This is a genomic window from Nocardioides secundeburneus, assembly GCF_039939255.1.
Taxonomy (GTDB): domain Bacteria; phylum Actinomycetota; class Actinomycetes; order Propionibacteriales; family Nocardioidaceae; genus Nocardioides.
This window is the reverse complement of the sequence record NZ_JBDUUE010000001.1, coordinates 472455-486613: the sequence shown is the minus strand read 5'-3', so window position 1 is coordinate 486613 and position 14159 is coordinate 472455. Positions and strand designations below refer to the sequence as shown.

The 14159-nt window shown below is 65.9% G+C and carries 13 protein-coding genes; 4 read left to right on the top strand and 9 right to left on the bottom strand.

Annotation, left to right across the window (positions count from 1 at the left end; all coding sequences use genetic code 11):
- Positions 1-11: 11 nt before the first annotated feature.
- Positions 12-551: a hypothetical protein gene (locus tag ABFT23_RS02115; protein ID WP_347892227.1), complete on the top strand. Its 540-nt coding sequence runs from the start codon at positions 12-14 to the stop codon at positions 549-551.
- Positions 552-587: 36 nt separating this feature from the next.
- A complete protein-coding gene (locus tag ABFT23_RS02110) occupies positions 588-746 on the top strand; it encodes a hypothetical protein (protein WP_347892226.1) in 159 nt (52 codons plus the stop codon).
- An 81-nt stretch (positions 747-827) separates the two neighbouring features.
- Here the strand turns inward: ABFT23_RS02110 and ABFT23_RS02105 are convergent, their stop codons facing one another.
- Both ABFT23_RS02105 and ABFT23_RS02100 read right to left on the bottom strand, forming a co-directional pair.
- A complete protein-coding gene (locus ABFT23_RS02105; RefSeq protein WP_347892224.1) occupies positions 828-1121 on the bottom strand; it encodes a helix-turn-helix domain-containing protein in 294 nt (97 codons plus the stop codon).
- A 231-nt stretch (positions 1122-1352) separates the two neighbouring features.
- Complete coding sequence (locus tag ABFT23_RS02100) at positions 1353-2270, bottom strand: amidase domain-containing protein (protein WP_347892222.1); 918 nt, start codon at positions 2268-2270, stop codon at positions 1353-1355.
- Positions 2271-2735: 465 nt separating this feature from the next.
- Between ABFT23_RS02100 and ABFT23_RS02095 the strand changes: the two genes are divergently transcribed.
- Entirely contained in the window at positions 2736-3920 is a 1185-nt protein-coding gene (locus tag ABFT23_RS02095; RefSeq protein WP_347892220.1) for a hypothetical protein, read from the top strand.
- Positions 3921-4283: 363 nt separating this feature from the next.
- Here ABFT23_RS02095 and ABFT23_RS02090 read toward each other — a convergent pair whose 3' ends face one another.
- The 5 genes from ABFT23_RS02090 to ABFT23_RS02070 form a co-directional block, all read right to left on the bottom strand.
- Positions 4284-6521, bottom strand: a complete 2238-nt coding sequence (locus tag ABFT23_RS02090; RefSeq protein WP_347892219.1) for a hypothetical protein — start codon at positions 6519-6521, stop codon at positions 4284-4286.
- Positions 6521-7354: a hypothetical protein gene (locus tag ABFT23_RS02085; protein ID WP_347892218.1), complete on the bottom strand. Its 834-nt coding sequence runs from the start codon at positions 7352-7354 to the stop codon at positions 6521-6523. Before ABFT23_RS02085 ends, ABFT23_RS02090 begins: the two co-directional genes overlap by 1 nt.
- Before the next feature lies 1 nt (position 7355).
- Positions 7356-7706 (bottom strand): hypothetical protein, encoded by a 351-nt coding sequence (locus ABFT23_RS02080; RefSeq protein WP_347892216.1) that lies wholly within the window; start codon positions 7704-7706, stop codon positions 7356-7358.
- Positions 7707-8183: 477 nt separating this feature from the next.
- Positions 8184-8750 carry a hypothetical protein gene (locus ABFT23_RS02075; protein ID WP_347892215.1) on the bottom strand — a complete coding sequence of 189 codons (567 nt, stop codon included), beginning with the start codon at positions 8748-8750 and terminating at the stop codon, positions 8184-8186.
- A gap of 130 nt (positions 8751-8880) precedes the next feature.
- The gene (locus ABFT23_RS02070; RefSeq protein WP_347892214.1) at positions 8881-9558 is read right to left on the bottom strand and encodes a hypothetical protein; all 678 of its coding nucleotides are present in this window, start codon (positions 9556-9558) and stop codon (positions 8881-8883) included.
- A gap of 348 nt (positions 9559-9906) precedes the next feature.
- Here ABFT23_RS02070 and ABFT23_RS02065 point away from each other — a divergent pair, with 348 nt between their 5' ends.
- Entirely contained in the window at positions 9907-10896 is a 990-nt protein-coding gene (locus ABFT23_RS02065; protein WP_347892213.1) for a DNA-methyltransferase, read from the top strand.
- 521 nt (positions 10897-11417) lie between these two features.
- Here the strand turns inward: ABFT23_RS02065 and ABFT23_RS02060 are convergent.
- Positions 11418-12509: a PIN-like domain-containing protein gene (locus tag ABFT23_RS02060; RefSeq protein WP_347892212.1), complete on the bottom strand. Its 1092-nt coding sequence runs from the start codon at positions 12507-12509 to the stop codon at positions 11418-11420.
- Complete coding sequence (locus ABFT23_RS02055) at positions 12496-14067, bottom strand: DUF262 domain-containing protein (protein ID WP_347892211.1); 1572 nt, start codon at positions 14065-14067, stop codon at positions 12496-12498. Before ABFT23_RS02055 ends, ABFT23_RS02060 begins: the two co-directional genes overlap by 14 nt.
- Positions 14068-14159: the final 92 nt, after the last annotated feature.

Here is a 14159-nt window from a genome sequence, read left to right as displayed (position 1 = left end):
GTGAGAGTCAGATGACTGACGCGAATGACCCCGAGGACTGGTACGAGGAGGGCTTGGAGCACGCGGACAGCTGGACGGTGGTGCCCACCGGGCCGTCTGGACCGAGCGGTCCGACTGCGCCACCGGCTCAGACGACCGAGCAGGTCGACGCGGTGCGAGAACGGCACGACCGCCTGCGTGCGGCGGGATATGCCGAGGCTGTTTACCAGGTCGTCCCGGCCGGTGTCGGTCTCAGCGTCCCCTCGGCTCGCCGAATCATGGACGTCGTTGACTTCCACGTGTCGGTGTTCGCGGCTCGAGACGACATCGACCTGGACCTGCTCGGTGTGACGCAGGCCTGGGTGCACCTGCTCAGGCACAGCGCGGCGCTTGCTACTACCGCGATGCGGGTCACCTACGAGCGGGAGGCGCTCAGTCCTGACGACTGGCCGCGACCGATGAGCGAGATCGTTGAGACCTACGGGTCCTACCTGGAGGACGTCATGACCGACCATGCGTCGATGGTCCTGAGCCTGTGGTACGGAGCGCGCAAGTACCTGAGGGACCAGTAGGTCGCGCTCACCGAGTCCGGACCTTGCCCAGCAGGCGTGCAGGTCTGCGTGCAGGTCTGCGTGCAGGTCTGCGTGCAGGTCTGCGTGCAGGTCTGCGTGCAGGTCTGCGTGCAGGTCTGCGTGCAGGTCTGCGTGCAGGTCTGCGTGCAGGTCTGCGTGCAGGGTCAGCGCTTGGCGCGGTTGGTTGCCAGTTGATCAGGTGCGCCTTGGTGGTGTGTCGGCGACACTGATCCCAGGGTGGTCGGGGGTGGTTGGGAGTTGGCCGGAGGCGGACTCTCAGGCATCCTCGGGGCGCGGGGCTTGAAGTCCTGTGATCAGTTCGCCCGCGTCGAGCTGGAGGACGTCGGCTATCCGAAGGATGCTGTGCAGCGTCGGGTTCGGCATCCCGCGCTCGACGCGGCCGATGTAGGTCCAGTGCAGGACGCTCAGCTCTGAGAGTGCTTCGAGGCTGAGGCCCAGTTCCTCGCGGCGCGCGCGAACGCGCCTGCCAAGCTCGACCGATGCGGGGCTCGCCGGCTTGGGCCCCGAGGAGACGCTTGGAGCCACCGCATCTCCCGATTGGTCACCCATGCTGCAGTGCTCCCCAACGCTTGGTCTGCCAAAGGCTTGGCGGTGCGCACCCCTGCGCCAGAGGCCGTCGCGGAACGATGAGCATCATGAGTGCAGTCGATACGCTCTAGACGTATATGTCCAGTGCGTAGTCATCCTAGAAGTTCTCGTTGTTCCGAGGCGCTTGCACGACGAACCGATGACGCACAACGGCCCCGGCCTGGAGCGGGCCGGGGTCGTCGTGAAGACCGATCAGAAGGTGGGGGCGGTCGGTGCCTCGATGTGGAAGAGAGTGGCCGTGACGCCCGGCGTCGCGTCCTCGCGGTCCGGGTCCTGGAGCCAGGTCTGGTCCAGGGCTGACCAGGTCCATCCTCGACTGCTGTAGTCGATCCACGCCCTGGCTTCAGACAGGTCAGTCGTACCCCACTCGGCAACCTCGGGGTAGCTGCCCTCGGCGATGCTGGTGACGATCGCGAGGTGGTCGAAGTCGGAGTTGTCGTCCCAGTCGTAGGCGATGATGTCGCCGACCTCGGCCTCGGGAACCGCGTTCGCGCGGAACGCGTCGGCCGACAGGTAGGTCTCGGTGGTCAGCGGGTAGGTCGAGCGCAAGTTGTCGATGAAGTCGTCGACGGCTGTAGCGGCGACGGTGCCCGGCAGGTGGTTCAACCGGCCGTGGGAGTCCGAGCCATTCCACTGCTCGGTCTGCGGGAGTCCGCCGGCCCACAGAGCCTGGGACACGAACCAGGTGCAGCCCGGGAAGAAGACGTTCTGCACGTCGGTCGCGTGCTCGAGGGCCCACTGGGCTGCGGCATCGCGGTCGTAGGGAGCCGAGATGGTCGGCACCCCGGTCCCGGAGTCGTAGGAGCCGTCGTCGGGGATGGCGGGCTGCTCGGACGAGGTGCCGCACTCGGGCAGGCCCTGCTGGACCAGGGTGTTGTCGCTGCTCCACAACGTGTCGACGTAGAAGTCGGCCACCCAGCCCGGCGTGGGACTGGTGATGTGCAGCCAGGCGGGGTCGGTGCCGCCGATGGTGTCGGCATAGCTGACGCAGTCGACGCTGAGCTCGGTCCCTTCGGCCAGGACGACGGTGGTGGGTGCGGAGAGTCCCGCACCGCTGTGCACCCAGAGCCCGTCGCCGCCGGTTCCGGTGACGTACTGGGTCCAGGTCACGCCGTCGGCGTTCGCCGGTCCGGCAGGACCAGCGACGCCGACGGCGGTCATCAGTGGTAGCGCCACGCCGACGACCAGGCAGCGCCGCGCGATGCGACGACTTCGAGCTCGCGGGTGTCGCGCACCGCGCGTTACCTCTAGGATTGTCTTTGACACGGTCTGCCCCTTCTGTTGCTTGCGCACGGTCGGTTGAGCGATACGGGCCGTGCGTTCGGCCCCGGGCCTTCACCCCCGGGGCCGACATCTCGTTGGGGCTACTCCACCCCGGTCGGCTCGTTCCTCCAGACTGGCACGATGACGGCCTGCTTGGGAACGGTCAGCGAGTTACCTGCGTGAAATAACTGCTGGTCGCCGAAGGTCGGGCGTACGGCAACGCAGATAACCAGGCTTGGGAATCGCTTGATGAGCGACCTTTGGGCAGAAGGCCGTGGACGTTTCCGGCGCCCGAGCCGTAGGGTGGCGGCCATGGCGCGCCCGTTACTGGACCTCACCTGCCCGGTCTGTCGAAAGGCGCAGACGTCGCGCCAGGTCAAGCGGGCCAACCCGAAGCGGCTCGAGCGCTACTACAAGTGTGAGTCGTGCGAGGCGCAGTTCACCACCGTGGAGCAGGTGGCGCGTGCTCCGCTGGAGGGCGTGATGGTCATGACGCCGCAGACCGTCGACAACCCGAACCCGCGTCCGAACAGGTACGACTCGCACGCGATCGAGCGCCACCTGCGGTCCATCCTGCGCAAGGTGCTAACCGAAGGCCAGCGCGAAGAGCTCGTCTCCTCGGTCAACACCGCCATGGCTCTCGGGCTGCCTGACATGAAGCGACTGCCGTCGCCAGACCCGGACAAGACCGTGCTGCCGGCGAGCGAGGTGCGACGCATCATCGAGCAGTCCCTCCGCTACGCCACGCAACGCAGTGAAGGTCGGGTTCGCGAGCACTACGAGACAGCACACGCTCTGTACCTGATGACGGCTGTTCGACGCACCCTGCCAGAGGCCCTTCAGATGCTTGCTCGCTTCTACCCACGCTCCATTACGGCGCCCATCCCGCCGGCCGCAACAGCGTTGCCAGCTCAGCACTGGCACTTCCCGGACTTCCACTGGGCGCCGACCCCCGGGTTCGTGGTCAAGAACTTCAGGCCTGGCGACGAGGTGCTGCTCGGCTCGACACCCAGCGGCAACAGCGATGACGACCGCGCCGCGCTTCGTCAGCGTCGCCCTCGGGTGCCCTTTCAGCTCAATCGCTACGACGACTCAATCTCGCGGGCGCTGGTCAGTGGTAATGACTCCGGCGAGCACCCCATGACCACCCAGGAGCTTGCGACCAATGTTCGCGAGTGGGTGCTGTGGGAACTTGCCGGACAGAAGGTTGTCCGCTCCTCACAGCTCTCGACGCTGACCGCCGGCGCCCTACGTCGGTGTTCTCCGCTCTCATACTTGCGCTGGGTGACCCTGGGCAAGGAACTGACGGTCGGCGAGATTTACGAGGAAGGCATCTCGCTGTTGTCCACACCGTCGGTGCCGCTGGTCTTCGACAAGTCGGCCGCGGTCACGTTCATGCCGGCCTCGACTCCTTTGGTCCGCCCGCCCGGTGCAGACGGCACCGAGCAGCAGCAGGTCTCGTCAGACACTGACCGCGTGCGCAACACCGCCGGCTAGGCACTACAGACCGAGCACGGCTACGGCCTCCCGCCGAACAGAACATCAGCGAGTACCTCGCGTGGCCAGTCCTGGAGCATTCCTGCGAGGTCGAGGGTGCACGACTGCTCGTCGAGCAGCAGGTGAGCCGCAGCTGCGTCGCCCCCACGCAGGCATCGCGGCCCCCAGGCCGTGCTGTGTCCACTGCCAGTACAGGTTGGGGTGGCCGATGTGGGCGTGCGCGCGGCGCGGCGAAGCGGCTACCTGGAGTCAGGGCGTACGAGGCACCGTCCCAGGAGCCAGCAGCCCCGGTGGTCGCTGGAAGCGACCGGGGCTGGTGGGACGAACAATGATTCATCCAGCGGCTTGGCTGGTGAACGGGTATCAGGCTCGGGCGTTGGTCGACGGCCGGTTCTTGCCGAAGGTGTTCTCCTTGCGCAACGGCACTTGGCGCACCAGCAGCGCGTCGTAGACCCGGTAGAACGGGATGGCGTGGACCGCGGCGATTTTGCGCACCAGCTCGCCCTGCCGGTAGCGCTCCGCGATGTCGGTGATGGCCTGCTCGCTCAGGGGAGTGACGCGCTTGGCCAGTGCGATGGGAACGACCTCGACTGCCTTGAGGTCGGCCGAGTCGCCCGTGTAGCCCTCGGGCAGGTCGAGGTCGACACCCGCCGCGACGTAGTCCAGGGCGTTCACGATGTAGCGGTCGAACCGTCCGGGCCAGCGCACCCCGGCAGTGTCCAGACGACAGTCCGGCGCCAAGCAGAGGTAGCCGGAGACTTCGCGCAGCCGCGTGGGCGCCAGCCACTGGCTGCCACAGGCAGGACAGGGGTTGTGCACCGGGGTGAGGAACTGGGTGAAGTCCCAGCCCTCGAGTCGACCGTTTCGCCTGAGAGCGGACTTCAGATGCCTCAGGCGGCTCCACTCGGGACGCGACACCTCGCGGCGCGGCCGGGTGTTGGCCCAGATGAGGTGCATGGCCTCACGAGTGGCTTGGCGTACACGCCACACGGCGTCGCGATTGGCCGCGTCCACGGCGCGCATGCGTTCCACCAGGTGCAGGACCTCCTCACGCCCGCCGAACATCTCGACCAACTCCTCGTCTGCCAGGAGGTCCTCGACCGTGACCACGTCCTCAGGACGCTCACCACGTGCAGGACGCGCGAACAGTGCCGCCATCCACAGCCGCAGCAGCTGCGGCTCCAAGACGTTGCCGGGACGGAAGTCTCGCGGCTCGCAGTCGAACAGTCGGGCGACATCAGCGATGCGCTCTTCGGTGACCCTCTGCGAGACGTACATCAGCGGGACCCCGTTGCGCATGCCGGCAAGGGTGCCCAGAGCCGGGGTCTCGACGTCGAAGGCCAAGCCGTAGCCGTGCTGACCGCTGAACGGTCGCGTCATGACCCCATCAGGGGTCTTGAAGGCCACCGTTCCGTTCCAAGAGATGGACCACCCGACGCGAGTCCCCGCCTGAAGGCGCTGGCTGATGAATGCGAGGTCCGTGATGGCGCGGCGCAGGACCTGTCGGGGCATGCCGGTGCGCGGGTTGCGCAATCCGTCGGAGAGGTCGGCAAGTTCTGCGTTGGTCACGCCGCGCTTCGGCGCCAACTTGGCGGCCTCGATGTCGCGGGTGAATCCAAGCAGGCGGTCCTCAGCCACCTTGAGCGGGACTCCGAGTTCGTCGACCTCCTCGAGCATCGCTGCCCGTGTGTGCTCCTTGAACCGGTACTCACCGGTGCCGGTCTTGGCGTAGGCCTCCTTGCTGCGCACCCTGATGTCACGGCGCAGCGCATCGACGACCTCCTCGGCACGCCGGCGTGAGGCTTCGAGTTCACGCAGACGGGCCTGGCGAGCGTCCTCGCCGAGAAGTCCTTCGAAGAGCCGACCGTCGCCATCAATGACCCCGTCGACGAAAGAGGCAGTGAGCAGGGAGTCAGGGACGCGCACCGAGATGGCACGACGAGGTGACCTGTCGCTGCCCTGCTGTGTGTCGTCGGGCGTGCCGGGGTCGTCGGGGTCGTCGGGGTCGTCGGGGTCGGTTCGCAATGGCCGCACGAGCCAGGTCGTCTCCTCATCGTTGGGCCGCGAGAGGTAGACGAGTTCGGCCGGCTCGCCGTCCAGCGTGCAAGGCATGCCCGACCAGGAGAAGGCAATCTCGGGACGGCGTGCTCTCGCCCTACGAGTGAACAGGTCCTTGAGCCGCGCCCTCGTCTCGTCGTCGACCCAGGGTTTGCCGTCGGGGTGCCACAGGTCGGTGAAGGTGTGCTTCTTGCCCTCGATGGTCGTGGTCAGCGTGCCGTCCAGGTACACCGACAGGTTGCGCTCGATGGTTCGTTCGAGGCCCAGCGCGAGTGATGTCAAGGAGGAGGCCACCTCGTGGTTGGGCGCACCGAAGTAGATGTCGGGCTCGCGGCCCATCTGCATGCCGTGGGTGTAGAACCGCTTCTCGGTGAGCCACTCGGTGCGGTGAGCCAAGCGGCGGCCTTCGAGGTTGAGCGAGGCGATTGCTTCTCTGACGTTCTGCGCTGCGTCGACGCGTGTGACGCCGTCGTCAAAGAAGACCTCCGGCAGGTTCAGGGCCTCGGTGCGCGAGGGGTAGTAGTCCGGAGTGTCGACAGCCATCACGGACCCGTCTTGCGCTCCAGGTAGAGCATGAAGCCGGGCGGGCAGATGTGCGGCAGGGCGGTGTAGACCTTGCCGTTGACCATTTTGGTGCCGGTACGACGTCGCTGTGCGCGGTAGCGGCCCTGCTTCAACTCCTCAGCAGAACGGGCGCCAGCCAGACACATCGCCGAGAGCACTTTCGGGAAGTCGGGGTCGCCGACTTTCCACTTGAAGAGTTGGGAGTCGGCGACCAGCAGTGAGCCGGTTGTCTCCTTGATGTGGACCATCTCCTTGTAGGCGGGGATGTAGCCGAACTCGGTGCGCGCGAGCCGGTCCACGCGCTTCATGAAGATGGCGCCTGGCGTCGGGGTGGTCTCCCTCAGCCATCGGGCGACGTGCTCGGGGAAGGGTGGCTCGAAGTCCTCGTCCTCCACGGCCACGGTGCCCACGCCCAGCGTGATGGTGTACCCGGCTTCGAGGCAGTCGAAGACCACGTACCGGTTCGTGAACGGCGTGCCGTCGCGCGTCTTGCTCCGGACCTCGTAGCCGTGGTGGCGTAGGGCATCGGTCATTTCCGCGATGGTGGGCGCGGAGTCCAGGACCTTCATGCCGTAGGTCCGTTCGACCCACTCGAGCAACTCGTAGGCATCGTTTGCCGCCGCGCGGCAGCCTCGCATGCTGGTCCCGATACTGCTACGAGCCAGGAACGCAGCAGGCCGCTTCTGGTTCACGACCAGGTCGTAGACCTCTTCTTCGTAGCCTTCGGCGAACTCGATGTCAGCACGCGGCAGGTACTTGATGGCACCCTCGTGAGCGACGAGGTTGAACTTGTCGTCGTGACGGCTAGTCATGTCACAGCCCGCCGTTCGTCTTGATTGCGTCCAGGACGCTGACGAGGTCGGCCATCGTCGGCATCGCGACGTCGACCGCCGTCGCTTCCTCGGTCGAGGCAAGTGCCTCGCATGCCTCGACTGCGTCGAGCATCGCGCGCTGGATGTCGGACAGGACGATGCCACTGTTGCCCTCGGCGGAGGAGATGCGCCGTATGTGGGTGACAGCGTTGCCGGTGGTGCTGGCAGAAGCGTCCGCGTCCGTGGTCAGCACAGTGCGACTGATGCGGTCAAACCTCTTGGCCATCAGCCCGGGCGGGACCGATGCGGTGGTGGTGAAGGAAGCCTCGCGGGAGGCCAGGTGGTCGTTCAAGGGAACTCCTGTAGATATGGCGGATGGTGTCGGCTGGGTGACGGGTGTGCTCAGGGCTCTGAGCGAGCTGGGCCGCGTCGCGTCGCGTTGGGGTCGCGTCGGGGTCGCGTCGCATTGGAGGTGCGGTGGCGGTCGAGAGCAGTGGGTGCGATAGCACTGAGGTCTGCGAGCTCGGCGGCCGGCGGCGCCCGGGCCGCGGTGCTTATGACCGAGGCCCGGCGCCGGGCTTTCAACAATCGGTGCTGGGTTCTTCTTGTGCTGCCGTTTCCTGCGGGTCCTGTCGCTCCTGAGCGGACTTCACCATGCGGGTGAACACCCCTAAACAACGGGCGGGAGTCCCACTTTTTTGACGCTGTTCACCCCCACCGCGACGTTTCTTCAGTGGTGGACAGAACGACATCTGGAACTGGACGTCAGCAGGGTTTTCCGGGTTTCGGTAGGACACGATGTGGCTGCCGCCGGGGCACGGCGGGGGCGTCATGTTGTCCGCCGATACAGAATCTGCCGGACCTGGTCTGCCTCCAGCACCCGGCCCGAGTGCAGGGTCCTTGCCAGTTCGGAGATGTTGGGCCAGGACAGGACAATCTGCTCGACCCACGGGTAGAACCAGTCCTCGTCGCGCAGCGGCTCGAGGACCTCCTTGGAACTGCGCGGACACTGGCATTCGCTCGGGTCGTTGCTGACCATGCGGGCGTGTTCGGCGATGCCCAGCACGTCGATGATGTCGATGTCGTCGAAGGGCAGGTCGCACAGGTCGTGGACCTTTGCTTCGATGGCAGTGCCCTCGACCAGCAGTGCCAGGGCGACACGGCTCGCTCGGCCCGCCGTGTCGGAGCCGTCGAGTGCGGCGCCGGCGCCGTCGAGGCGAGAACGGGACTGGTCGTGGTCCACGGCGTGCAGGCCGGCGGCCGACATCAACCGGCCGGTTCGCGAGCCGGCCCAGTGGTGTCCGGCGACGTGGTGGGCAAGGGCGTATCGCTCGTAGCGGGTGGGTGACTCGAAGATGTCCTCGTTCTTGTGCCAAGGCTCGTGGTGCTGCGTCATGGTGGTTCGCTTCCGGTAGGCCCGAGGTGCTCGGGCTCGTTGTAGGCCTGGGTCTCAGTGACTTCGGCGGGGTCTTTGCGACTGACCCCTTCGTGTCCGGCACCTCGCGGCCGCTGCACCCGAATGCACCTCAGAGGCGAGAAACTTTCGAACCCGTCAGCAGCAGGCGGTGCACCTCAAGCCCGTCGAGCGCGGCTTCGACGGTCAGGAGCGCGTCGGCGAGCGCAGCGATGCCAGGCCACCACTTCGACACCTCGGCGACCGCGACGGACATCCACGCAGCGTCGTCCAAACGGATGCGCACGAGTTCCTGCTCGGGCGCGTACATGCAGTTCTCGCCGGTCAGGCACGCAAGGGCCGTCAGGCGCATCGCGCCCTCGTCGAAGTCCGCTCCTTGGTGAGCGCCCCCGCGTGCACCTGCCTGGCTCAACCGTGCCGCTGCGTCGACCAGGACGGTGATGGCGAACTCACGGAAGTGGTCCAGGCTCGCGGCCGCCAGCACGTGGGTCGACGCGCCGTGCTTGTCTGCGACGTGGACTGACGAGCGCAGCGTCGCCAACGGCATCTCGAGCACCGGTGACCACACCGCGAAGTAGTGCCCGGCCACGTGGAATGCCATTGCCGTTCGCGGGTCTAGCGCATCGCGACCACCGTCGTGGTTCTCGCCGGGCTCACTGGCCCGCTCGGGGACGCCACCGCAGTGGTCCGCGTCGTGGCCCGCGTCGCGCCCCGCGTCGTGACCGGCGTCGTGCCCGGCGTCGTGACCGGCGTCGTGACCTGCGTTGCGGAATGAGTCTGAGTCGTTCATGTCTGTCTCCTTGGGGTGCTCCACCTGCCCTTGCAGACGGGGCTCGTTCGAGCCGCCACCGATGTGTCCGGCGGGGGCCTCCACGCGCTCCCTGGCGCTCAGCCGTTCCCTCTGGGTTGCTGGCGAACAGCTGCATCCGCGTGCGCGCGCGGCTCGCACGGTGAATCGGTGCGTAGCCATGCGCCCTTTGGGAGCTGGGTCCGCGGCGTCGACGTGGGTCCGCACGACACCGCACTGCACCGCGCCCTCGAGAAGTACTGACGAGGCGTCGGTCGCGCCACGGCACAGGAGCCGGTGAGGACAACTCGCTCCTCGCTCGCGCTGTACCGAGACACGAGGCAGAACCCCTTGAACTACATCCAGTCCACCGCCGCGGACCCCGAAGCGTCCAGCGACCAGCCCAGCGACCAGCCCAGCGACCACATGTCGATTCCGGCGAGACCGGCACCAGCGTTCGTGCGAGTCGTTCAAGGCGATGCATGGGCGAACCTGCGCGAGATTCGCGACGCCAGCGTCCACTCGGTGGTCACCGACCCGCCCTACGCACTCGACTCCAAAGGCCAGATGCTCGGGCAACTGTCGAAGAACTACCACCAGAGGGCGACCCACTCGCGTGGCTACGCCGACAACTCCCCAGAGGTCTTCAAGGCATGGTGCGCTGACTGGACCGCGCAGCGCCTGCGGGTCCTGCTGCCAGGAGGCTATCTGGTGGCCTTCGCCGGCGCGCAGACCATCCACTTGCTCGTCAGCGCGTGCCAAGAGGCTGGCTTCCAGGTCCGCGACCTCATCGTGTGGGCACACGGAGCCGGCGTGTCGAACGGGCTCAACCTGCTGGACGAGAACGGGAAGCGCATCGGCTGGGGCACCACGCTGCGTCCCGCGACTGAGTTTGCCGTGCTGGCACGTTGTCCTTTCGAAGGCACCGTGGCCAGCAACGTCGCCCGGTTCGGCACCGGCGCGATGAACCTGGGCGAGACCCACTTCGGTTCCGAGGACCGGTGGCCGAGCAACATGCTGGTCAGTGACGACGTCGCGGAGGCACTCGGTAAGTCCGGGCGCCTGTTCTTCTCGCCGAAGGCGTCCAGGCGTGAACGGCCCGAGGTCGACGGAGTCTCGCACTCGACTGTCAAGCCGTTGGTCTTGATGTGTGAGCTGGTGCGGCTGGTGACCCCGCCTTGCGGCATCGTGCTCGACCCCTTCGCCGGGTCGGGGACGACAGTCGAGGCGGCTCTACGCGAGGGCATGTCGGTCATCGGCATCGAGCGCGATGCTGGCTACCTGCCTCTCATCGATGCCCGGGTCGAACGAGCCCGCAGGATGACGGACCCGCCTGACTGAGGGTCGAGGAGCTGCGCTGAAACGACCAGCCCGTGCCTGGTCCCTGAGGGAACCGGGCGCGGGCTCGTGGCGTGTCGCTGCGGGGCCGGAGGCTTGACGCCGTATACGTCTAGGACGTATACATCTCAACATGACGAGTTCTCCGAGACCCCACAAGCGGGTCGGTTCAGTCCTCAGCACGCGGCCCGGTCGCCCCAGTGACGGGCGCGGAACGTTGAGCCTGCGGGCCAGCGGCCGCGTCGCGAGCCAGGCTCCGGATAGGTGGGTGGTGACAAGCCGAGGCACTCTGCTGCTCGATGCCGCCGGGGTGCCTATCGCCGAGGCGTTCGCAAGTCAGCGTCCGGCGACGCTCTTGGTCACCGACGTCGCCCGAGCAGTCCAGATGCCCGGAGTGCTCGCTCTGCTGTGCGAGCACCTTGCGGGTTGGAGCGGCCCCGGCGGACTGGTCGTTGTACTCGACGGCGTCATGTACGACTTCGCCCATCCGCTGGACCGCGCGCTGGCGCGGTTGCAGGTGCGGCTCAGGACGCCGACGTCGCGAACTCTTTGAGCTCCTTGAGGTCCCAGGTCTCGAATGGCACTCCGAGCAGTTCGGCGGCCTCTGCCACCAGCACGGGGTGAGCCTCTCCGTTCTTGCCCCAGTCGGCCTTCTTGTCCTCGGTGATGAGGACCGCCAGGTCGAAATCCTGTCCGTCCTCACGTCCGTGCATCAGACCGAGAAGGAACTCAGCCCACACATACAGGTCGCCATTCCCGGTGTCCTTGAAGCCAGGGGGAGTCTTGGTCATCTGGCGTTCGTGGGAGATGTGGGCGAGTGCCGACTTCGGGAACCGCGGTTCGTGAGCACGCGCGGCCAACGCGTTGAAGGTGCTCTCGACCTTCGCGCGAAAGTCAGGTGCCCACATGTGGCTGGCGCTGTTCTCGAACTCGTCAAGCAGGGTCGTGAATGCTCCCTGGAATTCTTGGTGCCCCGGCTCCAAGTCTTTGATGAGTCCGTCCAATCTCTTGAAGGCGTCTCTCACCGACTTCGCGACGTTCTCGGTCGACGACTTGTTGTTCCAGAACTCTTGGACCGCTTGGGCGGGCATCACGAGGAGGCCGGCGTGTTTCGAGCCGAGGTACTCGGCCTCAAGGGAGCGCGTGTGCAGCTTCAAGATGATGTTTGCGTCGAGCCCGAACGCGACTCGGTCCCCGGGTGGCCGGACAGGAGTGGCCGCGGCGCCCAGTGCGTTGGACACCGCGCTCTTGCTATCGATTGCGACTTCGCCGGCCAGGACAGCCCGGATTCGCTCTACGTGCGAAGGCCGAGTGTCAGTGACATACTCTGACACCAGCGGGCTTGCTGTCGCCGTTGTGTCGGGCGCGTTCGTCGTGGCCTCAACAGGCGTGGTGGATGGCGTGCCGTCGGCCTCGGGATCTACTGCAGCGGCCGCATCCGGCCCGACGTCAGCGGCAGACTCTTCGGTCTTCTCGGGCGTGTCGCCGGGGCCGGGCGTGGACCGATTGGCCGTCGTCTTGCGCGGGGTCGTCGCCTTTTTCGTAGCACTGGAGCGCTTCCTCGGCGTGCTCTTCTTTGCAGGCGTTCCAGGTGTGCCCTGCTCAGTACCAGACATCAGAGGCCCGTTCTGCGAGGTATGCGCCGAGAGTCCGGGCCTCCCTCGGAGTCCACTTCGACTGACGGCTCAATCGTCGCTTGTGCTCGGTGTCCTTCGCCAGTGGCAGAAGGTCGCTCTTGACCTGCTCCCAGGTCTGACAGTTCTTTGGTCGACGCGCGCGTTCGGTCATGAAGGTGTTGCCCAGCGTCATGCCCGACTCGGTGAACTCAGCATCGGAGAAGTCTTTCCACTTCGGAGCGACCGCCGGGCGGATGAACTGGAGGTGGTCGTCCTCGGTCGGGAGAACGGTGCCTTGCAGAATCGAACGTTGGAGCAGCTGCAGCACTGACTTGCGCATCTTGCGCCGTGCCACGTCAGCCACGAAGTCCTCCGCACTCGGTGCGGACTTCTTGAGTGTGGACTTCCAAGCTTTGCGCGACCTCGCACTCGTTGCGGCGTCGCTGAACTTGCGCTCGAGATTCACTCCGCCCAAAGACCCGCCGGCAACGATCTGAACGGTAATGCGCAGGACGTACTCGAAGTCGTCGTCAGATTCTGGTCCGAGTGCCAGCAGCAGTGGCCGGACAGCACTGACGCCGAGCGCGTTGAACCCGGCGAATGCCCGGGAAGCCTCGTCGGAGGCGGGGCCGCCGTTCGCTGGGTCGACGATCTGTAGATAAAGATCGAGGTGCTTTTCGAGATCGGGCAGAAGTGTGTCGAAGTGTGTGAGTCCCTCGTTCTTCGTCACCTTCTTGTGCAGCTCCTTCGGCAAGATGTATCCCCGACGGAGCATCGCCACGTGGCGCACAAACTGGACGAACGTGTTCTCGTGATATTCGTCGAACGATGTCGCCAGACGCGTCCAGCGCGTATAGACGTCCATGCGCTTCTTCTCGTCAGTCAGTCGAAGAAGGCTGTTCTTGATCAGGTCTGCGTCAGCCAAGTTGCGTCCGCGCGTGTTGACCACCTCGAAGACCGTGTAGGCACTTGAGGGGTCGGGGTGCGTGAATACCGCGAAATAGAGGTAGTCCTGAAGGAAAGTCGTCCACGCGCCCAGGCGCTGAAATCCATCTTGTTCCAGATCGTCTTCCAGCTGGTCGCGGAAGTGGTGGTACGCGGCTGCCATCGGATGGGACTTGCGGTCGCCGGTAAAGGTGCCATCCACGATTGCGTTGAACACTGTGGCGTCGTCGTCTTCGCTGAAAGTCACGCGAGGCACGTAGTCGTCATTCTGCATGTCGAGGGTCTTGAGGAAGTCTCGCTCGATCTCTGAGGAGAGGATCGTGCGTCCGTCGTCCATCGCCTTGTCACGAAGGGCGGCGGCTAGCAATGAGATGCTGATGATGCGCTGCTGTCCATCGACGACCTCGCGCGGGCTTTGGGGCGATGACTGGGTGAGGATGATGAGCCCGAGAAAGTAGCCGCCCTCGTCGAGTCCTCCTTGGAGGTCCTCCCACAGCGCTTGGTATTCCTCACTCTCCCAGGCGTAGTCCCGCTGGTAGATCGGGATGTCGAACCGGGCAGCCGAGAAAAGCTCGCGACCGGTGTTCGACTTAGCGACAAACTGCACACTCATTGCTCAGCCCTCCGTTGCTGACTCGCTCCAGCCAATCGGTTCTGCTGGCGGTAAGCGGTCGCTCGCATTCTGTCTTCCGCGTCCTGGGATTC

Coding starts and splice junctions, on each gene's coding strand:
- ABFT23_RS02115 (WP_347892227.1), top strand. CDS start 12: ATGACTGACGCGAATGACCCCGAGGACTGGTACGAGGAGGGCTTGGAG.
- ABFT23_RS02105 (WP_347892224.1), bottom strand. CDS start 1,121: ATGGGTGACCAATCGGGAGATGCGGTGGCTCCAAGCGTCTCCTCGGGG.
- ABFT23_RS02095 (WP_347892220.1), top strand. CDS start 2,736: ATGGCGCGCCCGTTACTGGACCTCACCTGCCCGGTCTGTCGAAAGGCG.
- ABFT23_RS02090 (WP_347892219.1), bottom strand. CDS start 6,521: ATGGCTGTCGACACTCCGGACTACTACCCCTCGCGCACCGAGGCCCTG.
- ABFT23_RS02085 (WP_347892218.1), bottom strand. CDS start 7,354: ATGACTAGCCGTCACGACGACAAGTTCAACCTCGTCGCTCACGAGGGT.
- ABFT23_RS02075 (WP_347892215.1), bottom strand. CDS start 8,750: ATGACGCAGCACCACGAGCCTTGGCACAAGAACGAGGACATCTTCGAG.
- ABFT23_RS02070 (WP_347892214.1), bottom strand. CDS start 9,558: ATGAACGACTCAGACTCATTCCGCAACGCAGGTCACGACGCCGGTCAC.
- ABFT23_RS02060 (WP_347892212.1), bottom strand. CDS start 12,509: ATGTCTGGTACTGAGCAGGGCACACCTGGAACGCCTGCAAAGAAGAGC.
- ABFT23_RS02055 (WP_347892211.1), bottom strand. CDS start 14,067: ATGAGTGTGCAGTTTGTCGCTAAGTCGAACACCGGTCGCGAGCTTTTC.